Source organism: Pedobacter frigiditerrae (assembly GCF_032678705.1).
In the GTDB taxonomy this organism is placed as follows: domain Bacteria; phylum Bacteroidota; class Bacteroidia; order Sphingobacteriales; family Sphingobacteriaceae; genus Pedobacter; species Pedobacter frigiditerrae_A.
Map to the genome: position 1 here is coordinate 170578 of NZ_JAVTSS010000002.1, position 13560 is coordinate 184137.

The 13560-nt window shown below is 34.0% G+C and carries 14 protein-coding genes; 8 read left to right on the top strand and 6 right to left on the bottom strand.

All coding sequences use genetic code 11. From position 1 onward, the window contains the following. Positions 1 to 67 precede the first annotated feature (67 nt). The 3 genes from R2Q59_RS11320 to tilS all read right to left on the bottom strand — a co-directional run bounded on the left by R2Q59_RS11320 (position 68) and on the right by tilS (position 2490). Positions 68 to 541 (bottom strand): hypothetical protein, encoded by a 474-nt coding sequence (locus R2Q59_RS11320; RefSeq protein ID WP_316768950.1) that lies wholly within the window; start codon positions 539 to 541, stop codon positions 68 to 70. Between the two features lie 134 nt (positions 542 to 675). Next, positions 676 to 1158, bottom strand: a complete 483-nt coding sequence (locus R2Q59_RS11325; protein ID WP_316768951.1) for a hypothetical protein — start codon at positions 1156 to 1158, stop codon at positions 676 to 678. Beyond that, positions 1159 to 2490 (bottom strand): tRNA lysidine(34) synthetase TilS, encoded by a 1332-nt coding sequence (tilS, locus tag R2Q59_RS11330; protein WP_316785583.1) that lies wholly within the window; start codon positions 2488 to 2490, stop codon positions 1159 to 1161. A 54-nt stretch (positions 2491 to 2544) separates the two neighbouring features. Here tilS and R2Q59_RS11335 point away from each other — a divergent pair, with 54 nt between their 5' ends. Continuing rightward, entirely contained in the window at positions 2545 to 4782 is a 2238-nt protein-coding gene (locus R2Q59_RS11335; protein WP_316785584.1) for an OstA-like protein, read from the top strand. A 9-nt stretch (positions 4783 to 4791) separates the two neighbouring features. Here R2Q59_RS11335 and R2Q59_RS11340 read toward each other — a convergent pair whose 3' ends face one another. Beyond that, on the bottom strand, positions 4792 to 5373 hold the full coding sequence (locus tag R2Q59_RS11340; protein ID WP_316785585.1) for a non-canonical purine NTP diphosphatase: 582 nt from the start codon (positions 5371 to 5373) through the stop codon (positions 4792 to 4794). Continuing rightward, the gene (locus R2Q59_RS11345) at positions 5373 to 5972 is read right to left on the bottom strand and encodes a hypothetical protein (RefSeq protein WP_316785586.1); all 600 of its coding nucleotides are present in this window, start codon (positions 5970 to 5972) and stop codon (positions 5373 to 5375) included. Before R2Q59_RS11345 ends, R2Q59_RS11340 begins: the two co-directional genes overlap by 1 nt. Positions 5973 to 6184: 212 nt before the next feature. Here R2Q59_RS11345 and R2Q59_RS11350 point away from each other — a divergent pair, with 212 nt between their 5' ends. From R2Q59_RS11350 to R2Q59_RS11380, 7 genes are all read left to right on the top strand, one after another. Continuing rightward, positions 6185 to 6670, top strand: coding sequence for a hypothetical protein (locus R2Q59_RS11350; protein WP_316768960.1), 486 nt, complete (start codon positions 6185 to 6187; stop codon positions 6668 to 6670). Positions 6671 to 6728: 58 nt separating this feature from the next. Further along, positions 6729 to 8093, top strand: coding sequence for a peptidylprolyl isomerase (locus R2Q59_RS11355; RefSeq protein WP_316768962.1), 1365 nt, complete (start codon positions 6729 to 6731; stop codon positions 8091 to 8093). Then, complete coding sequence (locus R2Q59_RS11360; protein ID WP_316785587.1) at positions 8094 to 9056, top strand: MoxR family ATPase; 963 nt, start codon at positions 8094 to 8096, stop codon at positions 9054 to 9056. A gap of 321 nt (positions 9057 to 9377) precedes the next feature. Beyond that, a complete protein-coding gene (locus R2Q59_RS11365) occupies positions 9378 to 9830 on the top strand; it encodes a hypothetical protein (RefSeq protein ID WP_316785588.1) in 453 nt (150 codons plus the stop codon). A 17-nt stretch (positions 9831 to 9847) separates the two neighbouring features. Further along, a complete protein-coding gene (locus tag R2Q59_RS11370; RefSeq protein ID WP_316785589.1) occupies positions 9848 to 10768 on the top strand; it encodes a M28 family peptidase in 921 nt (306 codons plus the stop codon). A gap of 57 nt (positions 10769 to 10825) precedes the next feature. Continuing rightward, on the top strand, positions 10826 to 11659 hold the full coding sequence (locus tag R2Q59_RS11375) for a hypothetical protein (protein WP_316785590.1): 834 nt from the start codon (positions 10826 to 10828) through the stop codon (positions 11657 to 11659). Positions 11660 to 11948: 289 nt separating this feature from the next. Further along, positions 11949 to 12470, top strand: a complete 522-nt coding sequence (locus R2Q59_RS11380; RefSeq protein WP_316785591.1) for a hypothetical protein — start codon at positions 11949 to 11951, stop codon at positions 12468 to 12470. 9 nt (positions 12471 to 12479) lie between these two features. Here the strand turns inward: R2Q59_RS11380 and R2Q59_RS11385 are convergent, their stop codons facing one another. Then, positions 12480 to 13367, bottom strand: a complete 888-nt coding sequence (locus R2Q59_RS11385; protein ID WP_316768971.1) for a glycerophosphodiester phosphodiesterase family protein — start codon at positions 13365 to 13367, stop codon at positions 12480 to 12482. Positions 13368 to 13560: the final 193 nt, after the last annotated feature.

The window sequence follows — 13560 nt, forward strand, 5'->3', positions numbered from 1 at the left end:
TATCTCTTGGTAATAAAATTGATAATCTACAAAACAAAAATGGCCACCTTATCGACAGCCATTTTCATTATTTATAATCATAAACCAGCCATGGTTTTTTATAAGTTAACTTTCGCTCTTCGCCTTGTATTTGCGTTCTAATATCTTCTACTTTTTGGATTTGCTTATTGTATCTTTCTAAAGCTTTTTGTGCATCGGCAGTATCATTTTTAGCTTTTTTGGCAGCTTTCTCAATTGCCTTTGAATCAACAGTTGCTGATTTTAGTTTCTCTGAAAGGTTGCTATTCTGTGCTGCAGAGTTTTTTGCATTGGCATTGGCTTCGAGAAGTTTAATCCGTAATTTCTCCACTTCATCCTCTTCTTCAGATTCCTTTATTTTTAACTCTTGTACTTTTGCACTTGCTTTTAGCGCTTCTAGCCTTGCATTTAATATTCCAACTGAATCCTTCGAAACCTTCGGCGTATAGGTTTGTGCTTTAGCGCTTATACTGAATAAAACAGCGGCCGCAATTGATAAATAAATTTTAATGTTCTTTTTCATGGTAATAGATTTCAGAAAGAAATACAATTACAATGCCTCGTGCCAAATAGGCTTTAAGAACTATAAAAAAGCTGATTTTAGATTTTTCGAATAATGAAAATATTGATTTTTGGGGAAATAATTCCCAGTAAAAACTAGCCCTTCATTTCTGCTTGGATAACCAAATACATTTCATTTGGACGTTGAGTGCCAATAAAATACTCTAAACCATCCCTATCCGTTAAAACAATGGCATCTTTACCAGAAGAATAAAAACGGATACTTCCATTTCTATGTAAGTTATATACCGGATTATTGAAAATATAATTACTATACGTTGCTTTGCGTACACTAACAATGCTATTCAAATCTATTTTCACTTTTTTGGCTGTCCATAAACCATCAATAATCACACTTTTATTTTCTATGCGGATGCTATATTGAATAAGGAATAATAATATAATTGAAACACCAATAATGCCAAAACCAACCACCAAAAACAAATCAACTGTATTATCGCGGTCACGCTCGTAAACATACGCAGCAAAACAGAAAGCAGCCATAATTAGCCTAATCGCAATGCGGATGTAATCCCTGCCGATATACTGTTTTTCGATATAAATATGTTTCTGTTCCATTCAGTTTGACAGTTCGAATATAGCAACTTTTTTTGTTGTTGCATTTACTTTATATCTATTGTCTTGCCTTAGGCCTGCCACCCAAATAATTTCTCCATTTCCATTAATTAACAAGGGAATTTTTTCTTTTTGAGGCAATGGTATTTTATTGCCTATTAAAAAATCACTTAGCTTTTTAAACTGTTTCATCCCCAAAGGCATAAAACGATCGCCATCCTGTCTAAAACGGATAATCAATGGAAAAATCAATTTATCAAAGTCTACAAAAGCTTTGTTGCGGTTATCTTCCACCAAGTTAGATTCAGTATAATAAAGTGAGATTTTTTGGCTTTCAACTTTCACAAACTCATCTTGTGGGTGCATAAAATGATGTTCAAAAACCACCTCTTTGGGCAAGGCCGATATCATCAAATCATCTCTATTGATAGTTGCTCGATGTGAATTGCTATAAAATGAGGTTCCGCTTTGTTTAGTTAGGGATTCTAAAACTTCATCAACAACTGAATCTGTAAAATGATAAGGACTTAACAACTCAAACAACAATAACTTTTGAGGATGAAGTTTCTTGATTTGCTCGATAGAAAAGCAGATAGCCCCATTTTCTTCTCTAGTAATTTCATCTCTTTTCTGTTCAACTACTTGTCGTAAAACTTCCTCAGTTTCTGCAAATCGTTTAATATTTTGAGCAAAGGTTTGTTCTAAGTTTGGGTTAATATCCCGCAGTTGCGGAATAACATTTAATCTTATTTTATTACGGGCATACTTTGTTGTTTCGTTAGAACTATCCTCAACAAAGGCAATGTTATCACTTTCAATTAGCTCATCTATTTGTTGTCGAGATAAAAACAACAATGGTCTTATTAATTTATCCCTTTTAGGCAAAATGCCATGTAAACCACTTATTCCAGTACCTCTAGTTAAGTTTAGCAATAAGGTTTCTATCACGTCATTTTGATGATGAGCTAAGGCGATGTAATTATAACTGCCCTCTTCTCTAATTTTTTCAAACCACTGGTAACGCAAATCTCTTGCAGCCATTTGCGTTGAGATTTGATGTTCATTTGCATATCCTTTTGTATCAAAATGAGTTACATAAAATGGAACACCTAATGTTGCCGCCAATAGCTTTACAAAGGCCTCATCTCTTTGGGCTTCATCGTCTCGCAAATTAAAGTTGCAATGCGCAATACTAAAGTTATAGTTAGAGAGTTTAAATAGCTGAGCCATCAAAACAGAATCCTTGCCACCACTTACCGCTAATAAGATTTTATCAGACGTAGCAAAAAGGGCATTTTTTTTGATGTAAGATGTAAACTGTTCCAGTGGCAACATGGTTCAAAAATGCTTAAAAATATTTAATTTAAAATAAAAACCTAACTTTGCAAAGTGAAGAAATTACGCTTTTTCTTAATCTTTTTACTCTTTCCAAGTATTTTATTTGCGCAACAGCGTACTAAAATTATTTTGCAGAGCTTTAATGTAATGAATGTTGACACCAAGGCAAAAGTTACTAAACTGAAAAGCCCTGTCTTTTTACATGACAATTCCATATTAAGTAGTGATAGTGCTTACTTTTTCACGGAAAGAAATTATGTCGAGTTTTTTAGTAATGTTCATATTAACCAAGGTGATACACTAAACATCTATTCTGATTTTTTAAATTACGATGGCAATACCAAGAATGCGCATTTAACCGGCAAGGTTCGTTTAGTAGACAAAACACCTACAGAGTTAACTACAAACTTACTTGATTATAATACTGGAACAAGAATTGGCCAATATTATGATGGAGGTAAAATTGTAAATAAAGATGTAATCTTAACAAGTAAAAGAGGTTGGTATTTTGCCAACACTAAAGATGCCTTTTTTAGATATAATGTGGTAACGGTAACTCCACAATCTACTATCAAAACAGACACGATGCGTTACAATACCTTTAGCAATTGGACCTATTTTTATGGCCCAACAAATATTAAGGGAAAGGATGATAACTTGTACACTGAAAACGGAGCTTACAATACGGCAAGTGAAAACGCTTATTTCGGCAAGAAGAATTTGTATACACAAGGCTCAAAATCATTAAAAGGTGATAGTTTATATTATGATGGCAAAAAAGGCTATGGTAAAGCTGTAAAGAATATCATTTTTATGGATACTCAAGACAAAACTTTATTAAAAGGTCAATTGGGAGAATATTACAAAGCTGACGAACGAGTTGTAGTAACCAAAAACGCTTATTTTGCTATGGGGACGAAGGATTCTATTACCGTTGGCCAAAAGAAAATACCCGATTCCTTGTTCTTGGGAGCAGATACTTTAGAAACCCAAAGAGTATTACTCAAATCATTAAAAGTTTTAAATAGGCCAATTGTTCAAAAAAACAATCAGGTTGGTGCTGATGAAGAGAAGGAAAAAGAAGCAAAAGAAAAAGAGAAGGCAGAGGCCAGAAAGCAACTTGCCGAAGAGGCTAAAATTAAGAAAGCAGCACCAGTTGAGACCAGCAGCACCAAAAAATTAAGTAAAAAAGAAAGAAAACTAGCTGAACAGAAAGCAAAAGACTTAAAGGACAATCCACCAACACAAAAGCAAATTGATAGGCTAAAATTTGTAAGTGATAGTATACGAACAGATAGCTTAAAAGCTGATAGCTTGTTGCGAAAAATTGTGGTAGCTAAACCAATCATTACTGCGAAAAAAGATACCGTAAAAGTTGACAAAAAAACTAATACTAGGGTTGCAGAAAAAAATAAACCTGCAATTAATACTCCAGCAACAAAAGCTAAGCTAGGCGCAACACCTTCAACCAAAAAAGATAGTGTTGTGGCGTTTAATCCTGCAGATACGGTTAGAACAAGGGCAATTAGGGCTTATCACAATGTGAGAGTCTTTAAAACAAATATGCAGGCAACAGCCGATTCCTTATTCTATACCGCTGCCGATTCTACTTTACGTTGGTATAAAAACCCCATGCTATGGTCGGAAGGAACACAGCAAACCGGAGACACTATTCACGTATTCTTTAAAAACGATAAAATCCACAGTTTTCAGGTGATACAAAATGGATTTATCGTAAACGTTGAGACAGACTCTACCAAGTTTAACCAAGTTAAAGGAAAGCTGATTACAGGATTTTTTAGCAATGGAAATGTGCGAGATGTTTATGTAGACGGCAATGCCGAAAGTATTTATTATAACAGAGACGATAAAGGCGTTTATCAAAACATGTCTCAATCTGTTAGCGGTAGAATTCGTTTTAAATTTGATGACAAGGAACTTACCGACATTACCTACGTGAAAGGCGATGAGGGTGTAACGCATCCAATTGATAAATTACCTAAAGAAACATTGTTAACTGGTTTTATATGGAAACCAGAATTAAGGCCTACTAGCAAAGCTGATATCATAAAAGGATTACCAGCTAAAAAAGCGCCAGTAAAACCTAAGCCAACCAGTAAACCGAAAACCGCTCCTTCAGTAAAAGGAAAAGATTCATCAGGCATAAAACCAATATTACCAGTTAAAAAAACCGAAGTAAAACCTCTTGTAAAAGAAGAAAAAACTACGGATTCTTTGAAAAAGGAAATTACTCCTGAGCTGAAAATTGATACTTTAAAAAAGAATTGATGAAAAAAATTAAACTGATTGCTGCAAAAAAGTAATTAGTTTTTGCATAGCTAATGCTCTATGACTAATTTGATTCTTCTCTCCCATTTCCATTTCAGCAAAAGTAATGTTATAGCCGTTTGGTTCAAATATTGGGTCGTAACCAAAACCTTTTTCGCCAGTTGGCTCAGTTCTTAAAGTTCCTTCAATCACTCCTTCAAAAAAATAATTTTGCCCATCTTTAATCAAAGAAATTACAGTTTTAAAACGAGCCTTTCTATTAGTCATGCCTTCCATTTTTTGCAAAAGAAAATGTAAATTCTCTGCATCGCCCCTTTTCCCGCTATATCTTGCAGAATAAATTCCAGGCTCATTATTTAAGGCTTCCACTTCCAATCCGCTATCGTCTGCAAAACAATCGATATGGTAATTTTCAACCACGTATGTACTTTTCAAGGCAGCGTTTTCAGCGAATGTCTCTCCAGTTTCGGGAATATCATATTCGCAACCAATATCTGTAAGGTTTAAAACCTCGTAATTAGGTTTTAATAGCTCACGAACTTCACTTGTTTTATGTTGGTTGTTGGTAGCGAAAACTAATCTATTAGCCATTATTTTAGTTGTTGTAAGGTAGCCCATAGCAGTTTTTTACTAGCTTGGTCGGCATCTAAATCGTGTAAATTTGCCGTAAAAATCATTCTAGTTTGCTCAGCCTTAGACATTTGATGTAAAGCCTGTTCTGCCAAACCTAATGTTTTGGCTCCTACACCAAATGAAATTAACAATTGACAAGAAAAAACTCGATTCAAATCATCAAACGTAGCATCAAGGTAATTGGCATAGTTAACCAGCGCAAAATCATTATTTGTTAACTCTATAGCTTTCACCAACTTCCTTAACAATTCTGTTCCTTGTGGTGAGCTTACTTTATTTGCTGCATCATTTACTAGAATTAAAATGCCTTTTTGATTCTTACCCAAAAACTCAAAATTCCATTCTTTTTGCATTTTAGGTTTTGGCTCTTCTACAATTGGCAAACTAGGAGTTTCTTCCTTAGTAATAGGTTTAATTGCTGGAATATGACTTACCAATTCAGCTTTTACTGTAACAGGCTCAACAAAAGCATTTTGAGAATCGTCTTTTACCAAATAAACATCCTCGGTAAAAAATAAACGCAAAGCTTCGGCGTTACTAGTAAGTTGATTGGCCATCTTCAATTTTTAATGAAATTATTTTCTGTTAAAATTAGTTAAATATCTTATTATAGTGCCTTAAATTGTTACTTTTATCCATTAAAATTATATAGCTGTTGTCTTTTGTGAGAAAAGTCTGTTGCATTTTTATTTCATGTTTTTTTATCCACGTTACATTTGCGCAAAATGTTGCTTCTGTTAATGGGAAATCCATAAGTACGAAGGAATTTATGTGGGTATATAAAAAAAACCATGCGGGTGTAGCGAATGCTTCTTATCAAGAATTAAACGCATACCTAAACCTTTACATTAACTTCAAGTTAAAGGTAGTTGATGCAAAAGCAATGAATTTAGATGCAGATACTGCTTACAAAAAAGAAATTAATGGTTACGAAAGCGCCTTAAAATCACAAAAAAAGACTTCTCCTAAAAATATTGAGTACAACTTTATCATGAATGAGTACAGAGAAGGGGTTTTGATGTTTAACGTATCTGAAAAAAAGATTTGGAGCAAGGTACAAGACAACGACACTCAAATTTTAGACTTCTACAACAAAAATGCCTCGCTTTATACAGGCAAAACTTTTGACGAAGTACGTGGACAAGTGATTGCAGATTATCAGCAGCATCTAGAAAACGAGTGGATAAAAACCTTAAGGACAAAATATAATGTTAAGGTAAACGAAGACGAAATTAAAAAGCTAGCCAAGCCTTAAAAGCTTTGTAATTTGAAATATTAACTTTGCAATAGAAATACAATTGAACAAAAATAGAATGAAGAAATTTTTATTAATAGCAGGCGGTTTAATGTGTCTGTTTTTAAATGTAAATGCACAAAAAACGAATATAGATAAAGTTGTTGCCGTAGTTGGAAGTAATATTATTCTATTATCAGATTTAAATCAGCAGTACGCCATTTACCTTAATCAAGGTAATCCGGCAGATGAAAAAGCTAAATGTTATTTCTTGCAGCAAATGTTGGTTCAAAAATTATTGAAACAACAAGCAGAGATTGACTCGATCATGGTTGAAGACACTCAAGTTGATGATGCCTTAGATAAACGTATGCGTTACCAAATACAACGCATGGGTGGACAAGAAAAATTAGAGCAATTTTTGCAAAAGTCTGTACTACAGTATAAAGACGAAATGAGACCTGACATTAAAGAAGGTCTTATTGCAGAGAAAATGCAACAAAAAATAACCGAAAATGCTACGGTTACACCATTAGAGGTTAAACAATACTTTGAAGGATACAAAAAAGATAGCTTGCCAGATATTGGTACAGAACTAGAAATTGGTGAGATTTCTTTATATCCAAAATTAACAAAAGCCGAAAAGCAAAAATATTACGATAAACTTGATGCCATTAGATTACGTATTAAAAGTGGAGAAGATTTTGGTTTCTTAGCTAAAACTTATTCTGAAGATCCAGGTTCAGCATCTGAAGGTGGTGATTATGGGTTTATCGACAGGACTACAATGGTAAAAGAATTTACTGCTTGGGCATTTAAATTAAAAGCCGGAGAAATGTCACCAGTATTTGAAACCGAATTTGGTTATCACATTGTGCAAGTGATAGAGCGCAGAGGTGAACAAGCCCATGTAAGACATATCTTAATTAAGCCTGTTACAACCTTAGCAAGTTTAGAGCGTGTTAAATTAAAGGCAGATAGCATCTATAAAGACATTGTAGCTAAAAAGATACCGTTTTCAGCTGCTGCATCTTTATACTCAGACAACAAAGAAACACAATACAATGGAGGTATGATGTTATATGCAGATAATGTAACAGCTAGAACAACATTTATTCCCGTAGAAAAATTAGATCCTACTATATTCGTGGTTGTAGATACAATGAAAGTTGGGTCTATATCTAAGCCCGTAGCCTTTAACAATGCACAAGATGGAAAGGAAGGTTATAAAATTTTCTTGTTGAAATCTAAGATCCCACCTCACAAAGGAAACTTAGATCAAGATTACCCAAAGTTTAAGGAAAGAGCTCAAAAAGAAAAAGAAGCTAAGATCATGAGCGAGTGGTTTGAAAAACGCAAAGAAACTACCTATATTAGGGTCGATGACGAGTTTGCTACTTGTGATGAAATGAAACTTTGGGTTAAAACAGACAAGAAACAATAAATGCAGTTTAAAAACGAGGTAGAAGCCGTAGATGCGCTGAACCAATCCTTCAACAAAATAAAAGCCGAAATAGGCAAAGTTGTAATTGGTCAGGATGAAATAATAAAAGCTGTGCTCATTGCTATTTTTAGCAACGGGCACTGTTTATTAGTTGGCGTACCTGGCTTGGCAAAAACCTTGTTGGTTCAAACTGTTGCTAGCGTTTTAGACCTCAATTTTAACAGAATTCAGTTTACGCCAGATTTAATGCCAAGCGATATAATTGGTGCTGAGATTTTAGGTGAAGACCGTCATTTTAAATTTATAAAAGGTCCAATCTTTTCTAACATTATTTTGGCCGATGAGATTAACCGTACACCTCCAAAAACACAGGCAGCTTTATTAGAAGCCATGCAAGAGAAAGCGGTTACAGCGGCTGGTCACACACATAAATTACCTCAACCTTTCTTTGTATTGGCTACACAAAATCCAATTGAGCAAGAAGGTACTTATCCACTTCCCGAAGCGCAATTAGACCGTTTCATGTTTAACATTAAGTTAGATTATCCAGCATTTGCTGATGAGTTAACCATTGTGAAAAACACAACGAGCAATAGGGAAGTTAAATTAGAGAAAATCATCAGTGCTGATGAAATTCAATATTTCCAAAAGCTAATCAGAAATATTCCTGTTACTGATAATGTACTAGAATACGCTGTTAAGTTAGCTGCCAAAACTCGTCCAAATACCGAACTTGCATCAGAAGCAATTAACAATTATGTTTCTTGGGGCGCTGGACCAAGAGCTTCTCAGTTTTTGGTATTAGGTGCTAAATGTCACGCAGCTATTTCAGGGAAATATGCGCCAGATATTGAAGATGTACAAGCAGTTGCAGAGCCCATTTTACGCCATAGAATTGTTCGTAATTACAGAGCAGAGGCCGAAGGTTTGTCAATAGAAAAAATCATTAAGGATTTGTTTTAATTAGTTTTGTCTTCTAATAATGTTGTCACTCTGAGCTTGTCGAAGAGCTTTAGTTAAAATTTTTAAGAATTCGAAAAGCAAAGACAGCATTCCAATTATTGTTAGTCCTGCTCATTCATTACAAGTCCTCTCCCGATGTAAAATCGGGATGTGGGCTTTCCATTACTATCAGGTTTAGAGAAGTAAGGGTTGTGCTACGAATTAAGAACTAAATGCATAGGAATTATACGGTTTATATTCCATTTATAAATAATTTGAAAGGCTTGGAAAATACAAAAGTTAGTAAACATTGCTTGGCAAATAGAAAATTCAAATTATAATATGAAAGGTCCTTTAATAAGGAAAGTCATTCTAATCGCACTAACAATTTTTATATTCGGTTGCGGAATCAAATCAGAAGTATCTGCTACAAATCCAATTGCTGATAACAATAAAGATGTATTAGTTCTAGCTAATTTGATACAAGAGCAACTAATAAAAACAAAAGGACGAGCCATTAATCATCATGAGTTAATTCAGAATGACACTTTAAAAAGAATTTCAAATAACTTTGAAAAGATAGAATTAGCGCACCATGGTGGTTATATTTCAGTCTACTATAAATTCTCTAATTTAAGAGATAGGAATATAGAATTAACGAATATCGAAAAAAAGACATTGACTAAGAGGACCGTTATTATGAAAGATTTGGGAAGACAATTTGACGGTGAAATTCAGTTAGAATATGGAGAAAAGTTTTACCATATTAAAAAAATTATAGTGTGTAAGGAATAATTCAAAAATTACATAGGATGAATCAATTAAGACTCATATCAATCATCATTCTTCTCTTACTGAGCAATTTCTGTTTTGCATCCAACAACTCAGATACGACACTCATCAAATCTCATCTAACAGTCCTTACCAAAACACCTAAGTTTCGCACTTATCAAAACGTAGACCAGCTCAACCAAACTGCCAACTACATTAAAAGTGTTTTTGAGAAATATGCAGACAGTGTTTATTTTCAAGAATATGAAGTAAACGGACAGACCTATAAAAATGTGATTTGCTCTTTTGGCACTGCCAATAAAAAAAGAATTATTGTTGGTGCACATTATGATAGTTGCGGCGACCAAGAAGGTGCAGATGACAATGCAAGTGGCGTAGTTGGTTTATTAGAATTGGCTAGAATGTTAAAAGGCCAAAAGCTAAACCAACGGATAGATTTAGTGGCCTTTTCATTAGAAGAACCACCATTTTTCAGAACAGAATTTATGGGTAGTTATGTTCATGCCAAATCATTAATAGATAACAAAACAGAGGTTTACGGAATGATTTCCTTAGAAATGATTGGTTACTTTAAGGATGAGAAGAAATCGCAAAGCTATCCACTTGGTTTGCTTTCATTAATTTATGGCAATAAAGGAAATTACATCACCTTAATTAAAAAATTTGGTGCTGGGCAATTCACTAGAAAATTTTGTAGAACATTTAAGTCGGCCAAAACGATAAGGACAAAAAAGTTTGCTGGTCCGCCAGCATTGCCAGGAATTGATTTTTCAGACCATTTAAACTATTGGAATTTTGGCTTTAGTGCATTAATGCTCACCGATACTTCTTTTTTTAGAAATAAAAACTACCACAAGCCTACCGATACAATGGAAACCTTAGATATTGCTCGAATGTCAAAAGTAATTGATGGTGTTTTTGCATCTTTGATAAAATTGTAAGCTTTTAGTTAAGTAAATTAGATAGAACTTATCACTATATTTAATTAATTGTAATTTATGGATAATTCTATTTCAAGAAGATTAGCAGTCAAAAGCACTGTTTTTGGAGCATTATTCGCTTCCATTCCTCATATTTTATATTCAAAGGAAATCGTAAACCTAAACCATACGTTAATAGACAACAAGCGATATCCAGCCATAGCTGAATCTGTAGTTTCAGAAGTAGTTGGACTTTCTCATTTTGATTTAGAAAAATTAAAGGTATTGGTAAATGCTCGTCCAGAGCTTGCTAGGGCAACTTGGGATTGGGGTTTCGGAGATTGGGAATCAGCAATTGGTGCCGCATCCCATGTCGGAAGAAAGGATATCATAGATTTTTTACTTTCAAAAGGTGCTAGGCCAGACATTTTTACCTTTGCTACTTTGGGTTCTTTTGACACCGTAAGAACAATGATTGAATTTGTACCAGGCTTACAAAGAACCTTAGGCCCTCATGGCATAAGCTTAATGCAACATGTTAAAAATGGAATTGAGGCTAAAACTGGGAGCGCTACAGAAGCTAATAAATTACTTGATTATTTACTGAAACTTGGAGATGCAGATGGCATAAAGTATGATGTAATTGCCGAGTCTGACAAAGAGCAATATTTAGGTGATTATAAATATGGCGAAGGCCCTACCGATGGTTTTACAATTAGACTTAACATGAGAAAGTTAGTGTCAATTGGTGTAATTGGAAAGTTTGGAGGTACGTTATTAAAAACAAGTGAAAATAAATTTACATATAATGGAGCTCCGTCTGTTGAGATTACCTTCCAATTTGACAAGGAGAAAGTAAGCTCATTAACCATTAAAGAACCAGGTTTAACCTTATTAGCAAAGAAAATCTAATACAAATTATTAGTTGTTATTATAATTCAATTGTCCCTCTTTCAAAAAATAAAACTTCATATTTTATTTTTTTATCTACATTTGTAAAAAAATAAAGCAATGAAACTGAATCAACATATCCAAAAAAATAGCTTTAGCCAGTCTAGTTGGCTAATAGGCTCGGGTATGAACTTTAGTTTCCTTCCCCTGCAATTTGCCTTTAGCTAATAGCTTTAAAGGTTAAAAACAAATCAATTTTATTATTACACAATTATTGTTGGCCTTATTGCCTAACAAAAAACATATCCTTATGGACATATTATACACTGTAGAAGAAAAATATTTACAGGCAATAGAAGAATTACACTATGGTGAATTGCCAAAAGCACTTCACCTATTTAAGGAAATAATTAACAGCGATACTGATTATGCAAGAGCGCATTATCAATTAGGTTGTTGTTATCATTACCAATTTAAAGATTATCAAACTGCAGGCTACTATTATAAAAATTGCGCTGACTTAGACCCTGCGTTTCCTGATGTTTACGAACACTACTTAAAGTTGGTAATAACACTTAAAATGAAAAAGATGGTTCATCAAATTGCTAGTAAAGCATTAACTGTACCAGGGGTTTGTAAAGCAAATATTTACGAAAGCTTGGGTTTATTTGCGGAAGAAGAACAAAATTTTGTTGACGCAAAAGAACAGTATAAAAAGGCTGCATTAGCTACGGCAAGCCAAAATGAGCATAGTCAAATTCAAGAACACTTGAAACGTATTTCTGATAAGCAAAATGCTAATCAGTATATGATTTATGCTTACCAAGGGTAATTGATTTTATCAATTACCCTTATTAATTTGCCCCATTAAGTTTGGGTAATCCGTTATAATTCCATCAACACCTAGGTTCATCATGTATTCGATATCCTTTACAGAGTTTACTGTCCACGGGATAATTTTTACACCAGCTTTGTGGCATTTATCAACTAGGTTTTTCCCAACCAAAACCGAATATGGGCTATAAATTGTCGGTGTAAAGCCTAAATCTGCTATGTTATTTTCAAAATCTTCCTTTTCATCAATCCCTAAAGAAGTTTTCATTTTAGGATATTTTTGATGTAGATATTGCAAAGTTCTGATATCAAAAGATTGAATAATCACACGTTTTTCAAGTTTTTTCTTTTTTACTATTTCCATTATAATTTCTACATATTCTTCTGGACTAGGTTGAAACTCCCCATCACCTTTACGAATTAGTTTGGTTTCGATATTATAGTCGGGCTTTGTCAATTTGTGCAGTTTCACATAAGCTTCTACCGAGTCTATTAACTCTCCTAATAATGGCTTATGAGCTTTAAACTTCTGTTGTCCTAAAAAGCGAGGGTGAACTTTGCTACCAACATCAAACTTCTTCACTTCTTCATAATCCATTTTAAAGATATTGTATTTCTTTTCGTCTTTTAACGAAATTGGCTTTCCTGCTGGCGTTAAACTATATTCGTGATTAAAATAGGGTTCTTGTGAGACCACAGCTTGTTTATCTTTAGAAATTACAATATCCATTTCTATGGTAGTGGCTCCTAAATCTATGGCTTTAATCATTCCTGCGATAGTATTTTCTGGCATAATACCTCGAGCGCCTCGGTGTCCTTGAACATCGAATTTCTTTTGTGCCCAAGTTGTTAAAAACAAAGAAAGAAATAAGGTTAAAAGTAGGAGTTTTTTCATGGTTGATTTGTAATCAATAATAACGCCAAAGTTTAAGTTGTTATTGAGAGGAGTAAAACGAAGAAGCAATCTGCTAAGAGCGAAGGGAAAACTAATGCCACCTCCAGAGCAGATTGCTTCGAGCGGTGAAAAACCGACTCTCGCAATGACTATTTCTAAACAAAAAAAGGATTTCGGCAATGCCGAAATCCTA

Bases quoted from the DNA above. Each gene is read 5' to 3' on its own strand.
- R2Q59_RS11320 (WP_316768950.1), bottom strand. From the start codon at position 541: ATGAAAAAGAACATTAAAATTTATTTATCAATTGCGGCCGCTGTTTTA.
- R2Q59_RS11325 (WP_316768951.1), bottom strand. From the start codon at position 1,158: ATGGAACAGAAACATATTTATATCGAAAAACAGTATATCGGCAGGGAT.
- tilS (WP_316785583.1), bottom strand. From the start codon at position 2,490: ATGTTGCCACTGGAACAGTTTACATCTTACATCAAAAAAAATGCCCTT.
- R2Q59_RS11340 (WP_316785585.1), bottom strand. From the start codon at position 5,373: ATGGCTAATAGATTAGTTTTCGCTACCAACAACCAACATAAAACAAGT.
- R2Q59_RS11345 (WP_316785586.1), bottom strand. From the start codon at position 5,972: ATGGCCAATCAACTTACTAGTAACGCCGAAGCTTTGCGTTTATTTTTT.
- R2Q59_RS11350 (WP_316768960.1), top strand. From the start codon at position 6,185: ATGTGGGTATATAAAAAAAACCATGCGGGTGTAGCGAATGCTTCTTAT.
- R2Q59_RS11355 (WP_316768962.1), top strand. From the start codon at position 6,729: ATGAAGAAATTTTTATTAATAGCAGGCGGTTTAATGTGTCTGTTTTTA.
- R2Q59_RS11360 (WP_316785587.1), top strand. From the start codon at position 8,094: ATGCAGTTTAAAAACGAGGTAGAAGCCGTAGATGCGCTGAACCAATCC.
- R2Q59_RS11365 (WP_316785588.1), top strand. From the start codon at position 9,378: ATGAAAGGTCCTTTAATAAGGAAAGTCATTCTAATCGCACTAACAATT.
- R2Q59_RS11370 (WP_316785589.1), top strand. From the start codon at position 9,848: ATGAATCAATTAAGACTCATATCAATCATCATTCTTCTCTTACTGAGC.
- R2Q59_RS11375 (WP_316785590.1), top strand. From the start codon at position 10,826: ATGGATAATTCTATTTCAAGAAGATTAGCAGTCAAAAGCACTGTTTTT.
- R2Q59_RS11380 (WP_316785591.1), top strand. From the start codon at position 11,949: ATGGACATATTATACACTGTAGAAGAAAAATATTTACAGGCAATAGAA.
- R2Q59_RS11385 (WP_316768971.1), bottom strand. From the start codon at position 13,367: ATGAAAAAACTCCTACTTTTAACCTTATTTCTTTCTTTGTTTTTAACA.